The 14,895-nt window shown below is 57.1% G+C and carries 14 protein-coding genes; 6 read left to right on the top strand and 8 right to left on the bottom strand.

Annotated elements, in window-relative coordinates:
* The 5 genes from GC127_RS08125 to GC127_RS08105 all read right to left on the bottom strand — a co-directional run bounded on the left by GC127_RS08125 (position 1) and on the right by GC127_RS08105 (position 6,080).
* A complete protein-coding gene (locus GC127_RS08125) occupies positions 1–2,541 on the bottom strand; it encodes a branched-chain amino acid ABC transporter ATP-binding protein/permease (RefSeq protein WP_008282688.1) in 2,541 nt (846 codons plus the stop codon).
* Between the two features lie 3 nt (positions 2,542–2,544).
* A complete protein-coding gene (locus tag GC127_RS08120) occupies positions 2,545–3,414 on the bottom strand; it encodes a branched-chain amino acid ABC transporter permease (protein ID WP_008282687.1) in 870 nt (289 codons plus the stop codon).
* A gap of 62 nt (positions 3,415–3,476) precedes the next feature.
* Complete coding sequence (locus GC127_RS08115) at positions 3,477–4,661, bottom strand: ABC transporter substrate-binding protein (RefSeq protein ID WP_151977474.1); 1,185 nt, start codon at positions 4,659–4,661, stop codon at positions 3,477–3,479.
* Between the two features lie 80 nt (positions 4,662–4,741).
* Positions 4,742–5,011, bottom strand: coding sequence for an AtzH-like domain-containing protein (locus tag GC127_RS08110; RefSeq protein ID WP_151977472.1), 270 nt, complete (start codon positions 5,009–5,011; stop codon positions 4,742–4,744).
* A gap of 394 nt (positions 5,012–5,405) precedes the next feature.
* A complete protein-coding gene (locus tag GC127_RS08105; RefSeq protein ID WP_199861214.1) occupies positions 5,406–6,080 on the bottom strand; it encodes a TetR/AcrR family transcriptional regulator in 675 nt (224 codons plus the stop codon).
* 129 nt (positions 6,081–6,209) lie between these two features.
* Here GC127_RS08105 and GC127_RS08100 point away from each other — a divergent pair, with 129 nt between their 5' ends.
* The 6 genes from GC127_RS08100 to hpxZ all read left to right on the top strand — a co-directional run bounded on the left by GC127_RS08100 (position 6,210) and on the right by hpxZ (position 12,493).
* Positions 6,210–7,796, top strand: coding sequence for a gamma-glutamyltransferase family protein (locus GC127_RS08100; RefSeq protein WP_199861213.1), 1,587 nt, complete (start codon positions 6,210–6,212; stop codon positions 7,794–7,796).
* Positions 7,797–7,961: 165 nt separating this feature from the next.
* The gene (locus tag GC127_RS08095) at positions 7,962–8,963 is read left to right on the top strand and encodes a TRAP transporter substrate-binding protein (RefSeq protein ID WP_237183430.1); all 1,002 of its coding nucleotides are present in this window, start codon (positions 7,962–7,964) and stop codon (positions 8,961–8,963) included.
* Positions 8,964–9,092: 129 nt separating this feature from the next.
* The gene (locus GC127_RS08090; protein WP_081507288.1) at positions 9,093–9,605 is read left to right on the top strand and encodes a TRAP transporter small permease; all 513 of its coding nucleotides are present in this window, start codon (positions 9,093–9,095) and stop codon (positions 9,603–9,605) included.
* A gap of 10 nt (positions 9,606–9,615) precedes the next feature.
* The gene (locus tag GC127_RS08085; protein WP_008282680.1) at positions 9,616–10,908 is read left to right on the top strand and encodes a TRAP transporter large permease; all 1,293 of its coding nucleotides are present in this window, start codon (positions 9,616–9,618) and stop codon (positions 10,906–10,908) included.
* An 11-nt stretch (positions 10,909–10,919) separates the two neighbouring features.
* Positions 10,920–12,095 carry an amidase gene (locus GC127_RS08080; protein ID WP_254700036.1) on the top strand — a complete coding sequence of 392 codons (1,176 nt, stop codon included), beginning with the start codon at positions 10,920–10,922 and terminating at the stop codon, positions 12,093–12,095.
* A complete protein-coding gene (gene hpxZ, locus GC127_RS08075) occupies positions 12,092–12,493 on the top strand; it encodes an oxalurate catabolism protein HpxZ (protein ID WP_008282678.1) in 402 nt (133 codons plus the stop codon). Before GC127_RS08080 ends, hpxZ begins: the two co-directional genes overlap by 4 nt.
* A gap of 248 nt (positions 12,494–12,741) precedes the next feature.
* Here the strand turns inward: hpxZ and GC127_RS08070 are convergent, their stop codons facing one another.
* From GC127_RS08070 to GC127_RS08060, 3 genes are read right to left on the bottom strand one after another with little or no spacing between them, the layout of a single operon-like run.
* Complete coding sequence (locus tag GC127_RS08070) at positions 12,742–13,473, bottom strand: amino acid ABC transporter ATP-binding protein (protein ID WP_008282677.1); 732 nt, start codon at positions 13,471–13,473, stop codon at positions 12,742–12,744.
* The gene (locus tag GC127_RS08065) at positions 13,470–14,126 is read right to left on the bottom strand and encodes an amino acid ABC transporter permease (RefSeq protein ID WP_008282676.1); all 657 of its coding nucleotides are present in this window, start codon (positions 14,124–14,126) and stop codon (positions 13,470–13,472) included. Before GC127_RS08065 ends, GC127_RS08070 begins: the two co-directional genes overlap by 4 nt.
* A 1-nt stretch (position 14,127) precedes the next feature.
* Positions 14,128–14,847, bottom strand: a complete 720-nt coding sequence (locus tag GC127_RS08060; RefSeq protein WP_037298631.1) for an amino acid ABC transporter permease — start codon at positions 14,845–14,847, stop codon at positions 14,128–14,130.
* Positions 14,848–14,895 lie beyond the last annotated feature (48 nt).

Genomic DNA, 14,895 nt, shown 5'->3' with positions numbered 1-14,895 from the left:
TCATTGCGCAGCCACCTCGGCACCGAGATAGGCTTGCTCGATTGATGCATCCTTTTGCAAATCCACCGATGTTCCCGATTTCACGACTTGTCCGCTTTCCAACACATAGGCGCGGTCGGCAATGGCCAGCGCCAGCGTTGCCATTTGGTCCACAAGCAAAACAGTGACCCCTTCGTCACGCAGATCGGCGAGCACATCGTAGAGCTCTGCTATGATAGACGGCGCCAAACCCAGCGATGGCTCGTCCAGCAAAAGAATGCGTGGGTTTGCGATCAGGCCGCGGGCAATCGCGAGCATCTGCTGTTCCCCACCCGAGAGAACGCCAGCGGGCGCGTCGATCCGATCGCGCAGCCGCGGAAAGCGCTGAAGCAGTCTGTCGATCTCTGCCTCGGCGTCAAGATCGGTCCGGTTATAAGCGCCCATCAGAATATTGTCGCGTACGCTCATCAGTGGAAAGACCTGCCGTCCTTCTGGAACAAGCGACAAGCCCGCGCGTGCGATCTGGTGGGCTGGCCGCTCTTCAATGGGCACCATATCAAGCAGGATCGCCCCCGAGACAGGCCTGTGCAGCCCTGCAAGGGATCGCATCATCGTTGATTTTCCGGCACCGTTTGCCCCCAACACGGCGACCATCTCGCCGGGCTGAACATCCATGTCCAAAGAGTCGAGCGCTGCGGCGGCCCCATATCCCGCGGTCAAACTGCGTGTGCTGAGCACGTCCTTTTTGCCGCCTCGTATCCAAGGTGTGCTGCGTTCGCGGCCTTGATAGGCGCTGTCGCCAAGATAGGCCCGACGCACGGCGGGATCATTTTGAACATCACTCGGCGCTCCGGTTTTGATCGGAACACCGGCATCCAGAACGATAATCTCGTCTGAAATGCGCATGATCATCGACATATCATGTTCGACCAGAACAACGGCAACGCCAGCCTCTGCAATCTTGCGGATCAGCAGGCTTAGTGCCTCTTTGTCGCTATGCATCAAGCCAGCCGCAGGTTCGTCCAAAAGAAGAACAGAAGGTTTCGTGGCCAAGGCGCGGGCGATTTCCACCAGACGCTTGTCAACATGGGGCAAATCGCCGGATCGGCGCGCCACGGGGCCTTTGTATCCCACAAAGGCAAGTAGGTCGTCGGCGAGGGCGATCTGAGCATCGCGAGGCGGGCGTCCCAGCAACCAGCCAAGGTGCCCGGTGCCAAGGGCGATCAGGATATTTTCACGCACACTCAAGTCTTCAAAAAGCTGTGTGGTCTGGTAGGTGCGTGCAATGCCAGCACGCGCTGTGCGCCAAGCCGGGCGACCTGCGATATCCTCTGACATTTCGATGCGGCCGCTGTCAGGTTTGTAAAACCCGCTGATCATGTTCAGCACGGTTGTCTTGCCCGCGCCATTTGGCCCGATCACACTGGTTATGCGCCCTGCGGGGGCGGTGAATGACACATCCTTTGCCGCCTGAACCCCACCAAACTTGATCCCGAGGTCAGTGACCTTTAATCCGCCGGTGTTTTCGTTCAGGCCTGAGAGAAAGTCACCAAGGGCCTTGCCGGATGCCTTTGCTGTAGTTGGATCTTCGGCGCTTAGGTATCCCATCAGCCCGCCGATGATCCCTTTTGGTGCCAGCAGAAGCACGCCCATCATGATGCCGCCAAAGATGAGCAATCGGTATTCCGCGAGGCCTGATAAAACCTCGGGCAACAAAACCACGATCAGGCTGCCTATGACTGGCCCCAAAAGACGCCCGGTTCCGCCGACAATCACAGCCAGAAGAAACAGAATTGACTGGAAGAAAGGGAAGGAACCTGGGCTGATGAAGAGTTGTAGCGGTGTGAAAAGCGCCCCTGCGAGCCCGGCCAAAAGCGCAGAAAGAACAAAGGCCGTGGTCTTGATCGCAAAGGGGTTAAGACCGATGGACTGTGCCGCCACGTCGCTGGAGGCTACTGCGCGCATTGCCATGCCCCATCGGCCCCGTGACAATTGCAGAAACAACAGCAGGGACACTCCGGCAAGCAGCACCGCAGCAATCGCCACCTCGGTTTCAAAGAATATGCGCCCAGCAAATTCAGGCGACCGGAAGCCCATCAGACCATTATGCCCACCGGTAAGATCCCGTAATTCGATCGCAGCATGTTCGACGATAAAGGCGAAGGCGATTGTCATCATCGCAAGATAGGGGCCCGCGACCCGTAGGGCTGGCATCGCCAGCAGCATGCCCGCAAAGCTGCTTATGATGCCGGATACGATGAAAGCCAGCCAATAGTCAAAGCCTGCGATCACCATGATCGCCGTCGTGTAGGCACCGATCGCGAAGAACCCGACATGACCAAAGGAAATCTGTCCGGAAAGCCCCAACAGAATATTGAGACCGACACCAACGACGACATTCAGCGCAAAAAGGGCGAGGATGAAGACAAGGTAACCATTGGCATTGAGTGCCAGCATGATCGTGATGGCGGTCAGAGCCACTATTCCCAAGATTGACGTGCCCGGATGCGCCAAAAGCCGGGTCAAGCGCAGCCGTGCGGATACGTATTCTTGTTCAGCCATGGATCAGACTTTCTTGAGTTCTGCGCGACCGAACAGGCCGTTCGGCACCGTCACCAGCACCAGTATGACAACACTGAATGAAACGATCTGCGTATAGCTCGAACCAATGTAAGCGGTGGTCAGGGCCTCGACGCAGCCATAAAGCACGCCAGCAATCATGACACCCCAAGCGCTGCTGATCCCGCCGAGAATAGCAGCCGCAAACGCCTTGATACCAAAGACGACACCCATGCCTGCCGACACGTTGAAAAGCGGAGCGATCAGCAATCCCGCGACACCGGCAAAAACTGCCGAAATTGCAAAGGATGCTGCGATGACCGCTTGTGTATTCACGCCTGTCAGACGTGCCGCCTCTGGTCGTTGCACAGAGGCCAGCATGGCTTTGCCAAGTCGGGTTTTGGTCGTCACAATCGTCAAGGCCATTGCAATCGCAAGACCGACGACCGGAATGATCAGCTGCAAGGGATAGGCGCCAGCGCCAAAGATATCGATTGCATTTTCAACAAACGGTGACGGCAGGCTGCGGGGTTCTTTGCCGAAGGTGAACAGAATGATGTTATCGAGGACGATCCCGCCTGCAACCGTCGCCATGAGCCAAGCGTCAGAGCCGCGCGCGGCGAAAGGGCGAACCAAGAACCGTTCCACCGCGAGACCCAGTATCGCACAACAGGCCAAAGCCGCCGGAATTCCAATCCAGAACGGCCAACCCAGCGTCACCATGAAAGTATACCCCATGACAGCGCCGAACATCATCGATGAACCCTGACTGAAGTTGACTGTTTTTGACACCGCATAGGTAATGTGAAAGCCCAGAGCCATCAGCCCGTACATCGAGCCAAGCGCCAGTCCGGTAATGAGTGTGGACGCGATCATGATCCTCTCCCGCAAGTGATACGGAAGGCCCTTTGGCCTTCCGACGTTTTGTTTCGGGGGCGCTACTTGATGGGGATGATCTCGCCGTCAATAAATCGCGTGAACACGTAGTCTTCTGCTCCAAGCGCGTCGTGCTGCTCTGGCGTGAAGGGGGTGGAATAGGTTTTGATCAACCCGTCATAGCTGTCGATGTCATATAACCCTTGGCGAATTGCCGGACCGTCCGTTGAACCTGCGTTCTGAATGGCAAGAGCCGTAAGATGCATCGCGTCATAGGCATTCGCGATGCCCACTGCCGGGGTGACATCCGCCGGACCTTTGATTTCGGGAAACTTGGCCATTAGCGCGTCCAGAGTTGCCGCAGCTTTGGGCGAGTCGTTGCCTGAGAAGGTGAAGGTTTGGATCATTTCCACATCCTTGGCACGCGGCCCGGCCAGTTCAGAGAAGCGGCCTCCGGCTGGTCCCCAATGGGATATGACCGGAACGTCCCAGCCCATGCGCTCCAGTGATTTCATGACCTGCGCAGACGGGCCCACATTGGCAACCATAAAGATCGCATCGGCACCGGCCTCTTTTAGTCGGGTCAACTGTGGAACGACGTCGATATCGTTTGCTTCAACCCGCTCAATCCCGGCTGTGGGCATTCCCTTTGCCTCAAGGGCGGCGGTCAGTCCTTTCTCGTTTGACTCGCCCCAAGGGTTGTTGATCAGCATCATGCCGGGGTTTTTTGACCCATGAACTGTCACGGCGCGTTCGACGAGAGCGACGTCTACCATTTCATCCACGGCAGACACCCGGAAGACATAGTTCTCTTCGGCACCGTTTTGGGTGATTGGGGTGCCAGCGGCCCATGGCCCCATGAACGGAACTTTGGCTTGGTTCATGTAAGGCACCAAGGCGAGTGAGACAGGCGTTTGCAGGCCGCCAAACAACACCACGACCCCTTCGCGCTGGACCAGTTCACGCGCTGCGGTCAGACCTTTGCCGGGGTTGTCCTCGTCATCGCGGCGGATCATCTCGACCTGTTTGCCCAACAGCCCGCCGGCTGCGTTGATCTCATCAATCGCCAGCGCCATACCTCGGGTGATTGCTTCGCCGGACTTGGCAGAGGGGCCGGAGAGAGAGGCGATCAGCCCGATCTTGATGGTATCCTGCGCCAGGCCGGGTGTAGCAAAGGCTGTGACCGTGGCGAGCGCAAGCCCGGCAAAGGAGCGGCGCGTGAACTTTTGGTTCAGAATGGTCTTCATGTGGTTTCCTTTCGGGTCTGGTTGAAGGGTTAGGTCAGTCGCCATTGATGCGCGCGGATCGTCGCGCGCTCAGTCATCCATCACGGACACAGGGACGCGACGATGTTGCGCCGATCCGGCGGGTGCGCCCAAGGATGACTTTGGCGAACGATCCTATGGGTAGAAGCTCTGGTGAATTCAGCGATGTGCGCGCCGCCGAGAAGTTTCTGGGCGGCACTGAACCGGATGATCTGAGTGCTCGTCCAAAAGAGCCTGTCCAATGCGCTGCCATCACTGCCCATGAGAGCTGCCGCATCGTCATCAAAAGACGTTGTTACCTCTTCACCAGTCTCTGTGATGTTAACTTTCATGCCTTATTGAGCCCCCGGACGAAACGTCAGAACGCGCGTGCTCTAGACAGGTCCGAGCGCGCGTCTATTTTGAGGTCCACGCAAAAGGCGCGTCGTTGCAACTTGTTTGCAGGTTCAGCTCTGGCAATTCCGCAAGGGGTGGTGAGTAATTGCTTACTTACTATGCAAGTGCCTAAATATTGCTCGATTTTGGGGGCGGCGATTGGGGTGGAATTCGACCTTCAGAGTTTAATCACATGCGGCTTGGGCCGAGATTGCGCGGTCTTCTTTGAAAATACCTTAGAAAGACACCGTCGCCGTGCCGGTGATTTTGGGCTGCATGACCTTTGCTCAATACGCTACCGCTCCACAAACTGCAGAGACGCTCTGCCGACAACGAAACGGGGCGCAGGGTTCAAGTGCTGATATCACTTGAAAGCAAAGCGAGTACTGCTTGTGTCACGTGCCTTTTTCGCTCTGCTAAAAATTCCGGTGATGACATATCCACGCCAAAGGTTGCCGTGAGAGTGAATCTGTTGGTGATGTGAATGAAACTGAGGCCCAGAATTGTGAGGTAGAGATTAAGCGCATCTGGCCGATACGGAAACTCGCCCGATGCATGACCTTGCGAAATCAGCTTATCTAGCTTGGCGATGAATGGCGCTGATGCTGTTCTGATCGAGTCGGCAATATTGACCGCTGCGCGCCCCTTGTTGAGGTTCTCATTGATGATCATGCGCGGGAAACTCTGGTTTCTTAGCATGTAGTCAAAGGTGAAATGCGTCAGGGCGATGATTGCTTGTTTCGGGGGCAGATTCCAGAAATTTGCAGAGGCTTCGCTGCTGCGCAGATGCTGGTAGACACGTGTTAGAGCGGCAAGGTAGAGGCCATCTTTGCTTTCGAAATAATGGTACAGCATCCGGATATTGCAGCCGGCTGCGCGGACAATATTCGTTGTGCTCGCGCCAGCATATCCGTGCTCGCAGAACTCTTCGATCGCTGCGAGCAATATCTTCTCTTTGGTTTGCGATGCGCTTCGACCTTCACTTCTGGGCGCGACCTCTGGGACTGCTGAAATTCTATTGCTCATGAGCGTTCCTCGGTGATTGGCCCAGCCCATCATAAACAGATTTTGTTTGCATGGAACTATAAGTAATAGTTGACTTACTATTTTAACCCATGCCTCATATTTCCAAGTGCTCACTTAGAGGTGAAGAGATTGCTAAGCACAGCATTGGGATTTAACGGCGCATTCAGTGCCCCCCACCGAGCGGCAGCCTTGGCGGGGCGGGATGTGCTGAATGCAGGCGGCACTGCGATTGAGGCAATGGTTGCCGCGGCTGCAAGCATTGCGGTCACATACCCCCATATGAACGGCATCGGAGGTGATGGGTTCTGGCTCATTCATCGGCCGGGAATGGCGCCTGTCGGAATATCGGCCTGCGGTCGGGCTGCCTCTTTGGCTACGCCCGGTTGGTATGCCGCGCAGGGCGTAACAGGTGCAATGCCTGCGCGGGGTGCCTTGGCCGCTCTGACAGTGCCGGGCACGATTGATGGCTGGGCCAAGGCGCTGGCACTGGTGCCGGACCGACGCCGGATGCCGCTAAAGGATCTGCTTGGTGCCGCGATTTCGCAGGCTCGTGACGGAATCGCAGTCACCGGCAATCAATCTCGTACGACGTTGGAAAAGCTGGATGGGCTCAGGGATGTGCCGGGCTTTGCCGAAACCTATCTGGTCGGGGGCAGGCCGCCTGCGCCGGGGCATAGACTGCGACAGTCAGCTCTCGGGGATACGCTCGCCCGTTTGGCAGAGACCGGGCTGGACGACTATTACCGTGGCGAGATTGCACAGACCCATGCCGCGTTTCTGGACGCAAAAGGTAGCCCGCTGCGACTAGAGGATTTCAACGCCTTCTCGGCAGAGCTGGTGACACCGCTCACAACGCAGATTGGTGCGGGGCAACTCTGGAACATGACGCCACCCACGCAGGGGATTTCATCGTTGATGATCCTTGCGATATTTGACCGGCTTGGCGTGACCAAGGCAGACGGCCTTGAACATCTGCATGGATTGGTCGAGGCCACAAAGCAGGCCTTTATTCAGCGCAATGCAGAGCTTGGCGACCCTGACTTTATGGAGCGCCCAGCCCAAGACTGGCTGCACCCGGATCATATAGCCGACCTTGCGGGCCGAATTGATCCTGCGCGGGCCTTGCCTTGGCCGCACCCGGCAAAGCCGGGCGATACAATCTGGATGGGGGCGGCCGATTCAGAGGGAACGGTTGTCAGCTTCATTCAATCCGTGTTCTGGGAATTTGGCTCTGGGCTGACTTGCACCGATACGGGTGTTTTCTTTCAGAACCGAGGCGCGGGTTTCTCGTTGGACGCTGGTCCAAATCAATTGCGCCCTCGCGCGCGCCCGTTTCACACCCTCAATCCTGCACTTGCCGCGCTGAACGATGGTCGCATCATGGCCTATGGCACGATGGGGGGCGAGGGGCAGCCACAGACGCAAGCGGCAGTCTTCACGCGCTACGCAGTTTTCGGTCAAGACCTACAGCAGGCGGTCAGCGCGCCGCGCTGGCTCTTGGGCAAGACCTGGGGTGAAACAACCACAACGCTCAAACTTGAGGACCGCTTTGATCCCTCTCTTGTCGCGGGTCTGCGTGCGGCCGGTCATGACATCGAGATGATTTCCCCATGGTCCGATCTTGCTGGGCACGCAGGGGCCGTGGTGCAGCATTGCACAGGGCTGATGGAGGCCGCGAGCGATCCGCGCGCTGATGGTGCGGCCCTTGCGTTCTAGAGGTTCAGCGAGTGCCCAAAAAGCAATCACCGTGCCGTTTTCCGGGGCAATAGTCTTTTAGCCCGCAGCCAAAAGGACACCAGAATTGCAAAGTAATTGTGCCCTTACCAAGTGTCGCTCACAGATTCGCGCGTCAGACAGAAACTTGTCCTACAGGAGAACGAAATGAATAAGAGAAAGATTACAATTGGTTGCCTTACTGCACTTGTGCTGAGTATGACATCGACTGTCGCTCTCGCAGAGGTCATCAAGTTTCACCATGACCTGCCAGACACCTCGGCACAGCACAAAGGTGCTGTAAAATTCAAAGAGCTTGTAGAGGCGGCATCGAACGGGGCCTATGAGGTTGAAATCTACGCCAACAACGCCCTTGGCGACGATGTTGAGGTTGCGCAGCAAATGCAATTTGGTGCGGTACAAGCTGCGCCCATTCCCACTGCGAAGCTTGCGAACTTTAGCCCGTCATTGCAGTTGATCGACCTGCCTTTCCTCTTTCCGTCAGTCGAGGCGACCTATGCGCTGCTCGATTCAGAAGAGGTTGGCGGCGCGATGCTCAAATCGCTTGAAGAGTCGGGTTTCGTGGGCGCAAAATTCTGGGAATCGGGATTTAAACAGCTGACCTGCAACCATCTCGTCAGCAAACCCGAAGACTATGTTGGGCGCAACGTCCGCGTGATGGAAAGCCCGCTTCTGATTGCTCAGTTTGAAGCCTTGGGTGCAACGGCCATACCCGTGGCCTTTTCCGAAACCTACACGGCGCTTCAGCAGGGCGTGGTAGAGTGCCAAGAGAATCCGATCGTATCAATCAACTCGATGAAGTTCTACGAAGTGCAGGACTACATGATGTTGTCGAACCACGGCTATATCGGGACCGCGTTTATCTTTTCCAAGGTGTGGTTCGATGCGCAGGCCCCCGAAATGCAAGACATACTGATGACCGCCGCGCGCGAGGCCGGCGATTACCAACGCCAGGTTTCGGCAGAGGACAATGGGCGCCTGCTTCAGGAAATCATTGATGCGGGCACCACCGAAGTGGTCGAAATGACACCGGAACAATTGGCCCTCTTCGCAGAGGCCATGCAGCCGGTACACGAGAAATTCGCAGACCGCATCGGCAGTGATCTACTCGAGGCGGCTTATGCGGAGATTAACTCCTTCTCCAAGTGATCTGATGCAAAGGGCCCTGTCGGTATGACAGGGCCTTGGGATCGGCCCTAGGCCCGCTGGGCTTTGCGGGCCGATCCAGGTGCTTGGGCTGAGCCCCGGCTTTTTGCCCCGTCAACAAGGACTTTGCCGATGCTGAAATGGCTGACACGGATCGACGCCACGCTGACATTTCTGGAACGTACCTCAGTCGCACTTCTACTGCTGGTTGCCGTTATAATCTTGGTCGCAGACGTTGCATTGCGTGCGTTCTTTGGTGTCGCGCTCGCTTGGGCGGCTGAGTTGACCCGTTATTCCATCGTCTGGCTTGTGTTTATCGGCGGGGCGATTGGGGCCCGCTCTGGGGCGCATATCTCGATTGATGTGCTGGGGGCTATTTTGCCGCCCGGCATGGCGCATCGTTTGGCACAGATCGCAGCGCTGATTGCCGCTGGCACCACGGCGATGCTGGCCTGGTATGGCTGGACCCTTGTCAGCCAGATGAAACAGTTTGGCCAAACATCCGCGTCGCTCGAATGGCCCATGTGGGTTGTCTACCTCGCCATTCCGACGGGGTGCACGCTCATGTCGGTGCGGTTTGTCCAGAACGCCTTGTTACTGTCAAAAGATGCGCGCCGTCTGACGGCTGCTCAAAGTACAGCCTAAGGATACCCAGATGCACGCCATTTTCTTTGGATCCCTCGTTGCTCTGCTTCTTGTGGGTGTTCCCGTCTTTGTCGTGTTGCTGTTGCCTGTGATGGTGGCGCTGGAAACCACGACTTCGACTCCGCCTGTGCTGATCATTCAGCGATTGTTTTCCGGCATTGATAAGTTTCCGCTGATGGCGATCCCGTTTTTCATCTTTGCGGGCAATATCATGGCCCAGGGTGGAATTTCCAAGCGTCTGATAAGATTGGCAAATGCCTTGGTGCGCCCGTTGCTGGGCGGATTGGGGATCACAACTGTTACAAGTTCGATGTTCTTTTCCGCGATCTCGGGCTCTAGCCCCGCAACCGTGATCGCGGTGGGCAAGATCATGCTGCCCGCCATGGAAAAGGAAGGATACAAACGCTGGTTTTCCATCGGCCTGCTGATGAGTTCCGGATCCATGGGCATCATTATCCCGCCGTCGATTTTCATGATCGTCTATGGCGCGGTCACGGGCGTGTCGATCGGGGCACTGTTTCTGGCGGGCGTAGGCGCAGGATTGGTCTATGGTGTGGCGTTCATCGGCGTTTGCGTTGTGTACGCAAGGGCCACAGGCATGGCCCGCGAGGCGCGCTGGGACACGACCGAGATACTCACTGCGGCGCGTGGATGTTTCTGGGGCCTTGCCACGCCGTTCATCATTCTCGGGGGCATCTATGGGGGCATATTCACCCCGACAGAAGCGGCGGCAGTCGCGGTGATCTATGCCGTCTTGGTTTCGGCCTTGATCTACCGCGAAATGACCCTGTCCGACATTCTTGATTCAGCAGTCGACAGTGCCATCACGACGGCGCAAGTCATGATCATTATCGCTGCGGCCTCAGCCTTTGCTTGGTATCTGACGACCTCGGGCGTCGCCAGCGGACTGACAGGCTTGCTGGCGGGTATCGGCAATAACCCGATTTACGTTCTATTGACGATCAACTGCCTCATTCTTTTGGCTGGCATGGTCCTTGATCCGAATTCGATCATCATCATCCTTGTGCCGTTCATCGTACCCGTGGCCGTTGCGGCGGGTATTGATCCCATTCATCTGGGCATCGTTCTTGCGGTCAACGCGGCAATCGGCATGTTCACGCCGCCCTTTGGGCTGAACCTCTTTGTTTCGGGGGCGCTTGGCGTGAGTTTCAACGAAGCCATAAAGGGCGCGTTGCCTTTCATTCTGGTCGGATTGATCGCCCTGTTCGTGATCACCTATGTACCGATCACGTCGCTCTGGCTGCCTGCGCAATTCTACCCGAATATCTCAACAACCTTCTAAGGAGGCACAAGATGTTGCCGACATGCGACCCATTCATAGCGAGATTTGACAGCCCGCTGAAAGGACAAAGCCCTTCTGGCGCACTTGCAGGCTTGCGCGTTGGCGTCAAAGACGGGTTTGACATTGCAGGGCATGTAACCGGGGCTGGATGCCCAGAGTGGGGCCAGTTCCACGGCGCAGCGACCGCGACCTCTCCTGTCGTGCAGGTTTTGCTGGATGCGGGCGCAGAGATTATCGGCAAAACCCAGATGGATGAGTTGGCTTATAGTCTGATGGGGGTGAATGCGCGCTACGGCACGCCCCTCAATCCCGCTGCTCAGGACCGCGTACCGGGGGGGTCCTCCTCTGGCTCGGCGGCCAGTGTGGCTGCCGGGTTGGTGGATATCGGCCTTGGAAGTGACACCGGCGGTTCCGTTCGTTTGCCTGCATCCTTTTGTGGCGTTTATGGCTGGCGGCCAACCCATGGGCTTATGTCGGGGGACAGCCTTGTGCCATTGGCACCCAGCTACGATACACCAGGCTTTTTTACGCGTGATCTGATGACCATGGCGACTGTCGCTTCTGTTTTTCAGGATGCGCCTGCGACGGTGAAGCCGATCAAGTTTTGGCTACCCTCAGACCTGTGGTCCTTGGCTGAGAGCGGCGTTTCTGCGGCCCTGCGCGATGCACTTCCCGTGGTTGATCATCGCTCAGACCCAATTTTGCCAAGCGGGGATCTGAGCGACTGGTTAGGGGCGTTCCGTATCCATCAAGGCTATGAAATCTGGCAAACGCTTGGCCCTTGGATCACGCAAAACCAACCTGATTTTGGTCCGGGGATACGAGAGCGGTTTGAAACCGCGAGCCGGATCACACGCCAAGACTTTGATAGCGCCGTTGAAAAGCGTTGCGCCATCCGTAAGCATCTGGAAAAGGCGATTGATCCCGCAACGATCCTTGTTTTCCCAACCTCGCCGGGTGCTGCCCCGCTGCGATCAACCCAACAGAGCGATCTGGAATTGTTCCGCAATGCCGCTTTGACCATGCTCTGCGTTGCAGGGCATGCGGGTTTGCCGCAGATCAACATCCCGCTCGCGACCTATACCGGGGCGCCGGTTGGGCTGTCTTTGGCAGGGGCGAGGGGGGCGGATCATCTTCTCATCAAGACAGCGCAGATCTTTGAACCAAAGCCACAGGATCGCGCATGACCGAGCTGAGCTATATCAACCGCCCAGAGGTGCACGCCGAAGTGACAGAGGTTTTCTATCGCTACGAGACGGCCCTTGTGACAAATGATGTAGAGACGCTTGATGCCTTGTTTTGGTCCAGTGATCACACGATCCGGCTGGGTGCCTCTGAAAATCTGTTCGGGCAGGATGAAATTCTTGCATTCCGAAAGGCGCGGCCGGGTGTGGGCCTTGCGCGCAGTCTTCTGCGCGTGGTCGTCACAACATTTGGCGATGATTGTGCCACAACGAACGCGATATTCACCCGCGCGGGATGGCCTGCGTCCCGAACGGGACGGCAGAGCCAGACTCTGATCAAGCTTCCTGAAGTGGGCTGGCAAATTGTCTCAGCCCATGTGTCCATCGTCGATCTTGAGTAGTCAGCTTTGGAACGCCTTACTCTCATTGTCGCGCAGCTTATCGTTGGGGTCAGCCTCAACCGGTGTCGCGAAGACGTGGTAACCCGCGAGAAGGACTGGGATGGCAGGCCAAGGTTTGCAGAACGGGCTTTAGGCTCACGCCATAAGGCGCAGGCGCGAACCCCAGCACCCCGAGACAATAGCCTTCATCCTCCGACTTCACCAAGGTGACACCTTGGCACAGTGGACAAGCCGAGCGCGGGGGAACCTCAGTTTTGCAGGATTTTTGACAGAAAGTCCTGTGCGCGTTCACTTTCGGGCGCGTCAAAGAATTCTTTCGTTGGGCGATCCTCTACGATGGCCCCCGCATCCATGAAGACGACACGGTCCGCGACCTTGCGCGCAAAGCCCATCTCATGGGTGACCACCATCATGGTCATGCCGTCGTCCCGGGCCAGCCCTACCATAACGTCGAGAACCTCTTTGATCATCTCGGGATCAAGCGCGGATGTCGGTTCATCAAAGAGCATCGCGATCGGGTCCATGGCAAGGGCACGTGCAATGGCGACGCGCTGTTGCTGACCGCCCGACAACTGACCGGGATATTTGGCGACGTGGTCAATCATTCCCACGCGCGTCAAGAGCGTCTCGGATCTCGCCTCTGCCTCTTTGCGGGTCCGGCCCAACACCTTTTCCTGCGCAAGGCACAGATTATCGCGCACGCTCATATGGGGATAAAGTTCGAAATGCTGAAACACCATGCCGATCTTGGCGCGCAGCTTGGTCAGTTTTGCTCCACTGCCTGTCACTTCGGCGCCATCCACGACGATCCGCCCCTCCTGAACCGGCTCAAGCCCGTTCACACATTTGATCAGGGTGGATTTTCCCGAGCCAGAGGGCCCACAGACCACAACGACCTCGCCCTTTGCAACTTTTGTCGTGCAATCGGTGAGAACCTTGAAGTCCCCGTACCACTTGCTCACATTTTTCATTTCGATCATGTCGTCATCCGCGCTTGAAGCCGACGCACGAACAGCGAACCTGAAAAACAGATCACGAAGTAAACGAGCGCGGCAAAGAGATACATTTCAACGAGGCGGCCCTCGGTCCGGGCCACGATGGAAGAGGCGGTCATCAGGTCGCGAAGCGATACGACAAAGACCAATGAGGTATCCTGAAACAGGATGATTCCCTGTGTCACAAGGATTGGGATCATGTTGCGGAATGCCTGCGGCAGCACGATGTAACGCTGAATCTGCCAGTAGCCGAGACCGGTGGCCTGTCCCGCGTGTACCTGACCCGTCCGAACGCTTTGAATACCGGCGCGCATGATCTCGGAATAATAGGCGGCCTCGAACATCACAAAGGCGATGAGCGCCGAATAGAAGCCGCCGATGGGCCGGCCAAGCGCCAAAGGCACAAGGAAGTAGAACCAGAAAATCACAAGGATCAAGGGGACGGACCGGATCAGGTTTACATAGGCCGCAGCGAATATCGCCAGCGGCTTGATCCCCGAGAGCCGCGCCAGCGCGAGCAAGGTGCCCAAAGCGATACCGCCCAAAACCGCAAGAAAGGTAAGCCATAAGCTGAGTTGCAACCCCTGCCAGAGGAACGGCAGGTTGTTCAGGATGACGTCGAAATCAAAATCGCCCATCTCAGTTCCCCTTGCCAACATAGCCCGGAATGCGCGTGTAGCGTTCCAGGACAGTCATGACGATTGTGGCGCAGAGCGCGATGAACACGTAGATGACGGTGGCTGCCGTATAGGCCTCGAAACTCTGGAATGTGTATTCTGCGATCTGCTGGCTTTGCGCCGTCAGTTCGAGCAGCCCGATGGTCAGCGCGAGCGATGAGTTCTTGAAGACGGTCAGGAATTCCGATGTCATTGGCGGCACGATCAGGCGGAAAGAAATCGGCAAAAGAACGTATCGGTACACCTGCGCCACGCCCATACCCTGTGCGGTTGCCGCTGATTTGAGGCCCGATGGCACCGCCTCAATCCCGGCACGCACCTGTTCTGCCACGCGGCTTGCGGTATAGAGGCCCAAGGCCACAACTGCCGTGACAAACTCGGGCTGTGGCATGTCGCGCTTCATCCAGCGCCCGGCATCCTCGGGCAACATCTCGGGGACGGCGAAATACCAGATGAACATCTGCACCAGCAGCGGAACGTTGCGAAACAGTTCGACGTAGGTGGTGCAGAGTGTGCTTACCACTTTATTGGGCAGGGTTCGGCCTACGCCCACCAGCGATCCCACGACTATCGCGATCACCCAAGCGCAGAGCGCTACGGACACGGTCCAGCCAAGGCCACTCAGGAGCCAGCCGAAGTATTCCGGTTCCCAAAGAACGCTCCAGTTCCAGTTATAGTTCATCTTGGCCGGTCCCCCGATCTTGCGCGGCCCGCCCAGTCACGAGCGGGC

Origin of the sequence: Roseovarius sp. EC-HK134, assembly GCF_902498815.1 — a bacterium.
GTDB classification, from domain to species: domain Bacteria; phylum Pseudomonadota; class Alphaproteobacteria; order Rhodobacterales; family Rhodobacteraceae; genus Roseovarius; species Roseovarius mucosus_A.
The sequence above is the reverse complement of the archived record's forward strand: the minus strand, read 5'-3'. Positions and strand labels throughout refer to the sequence as shown.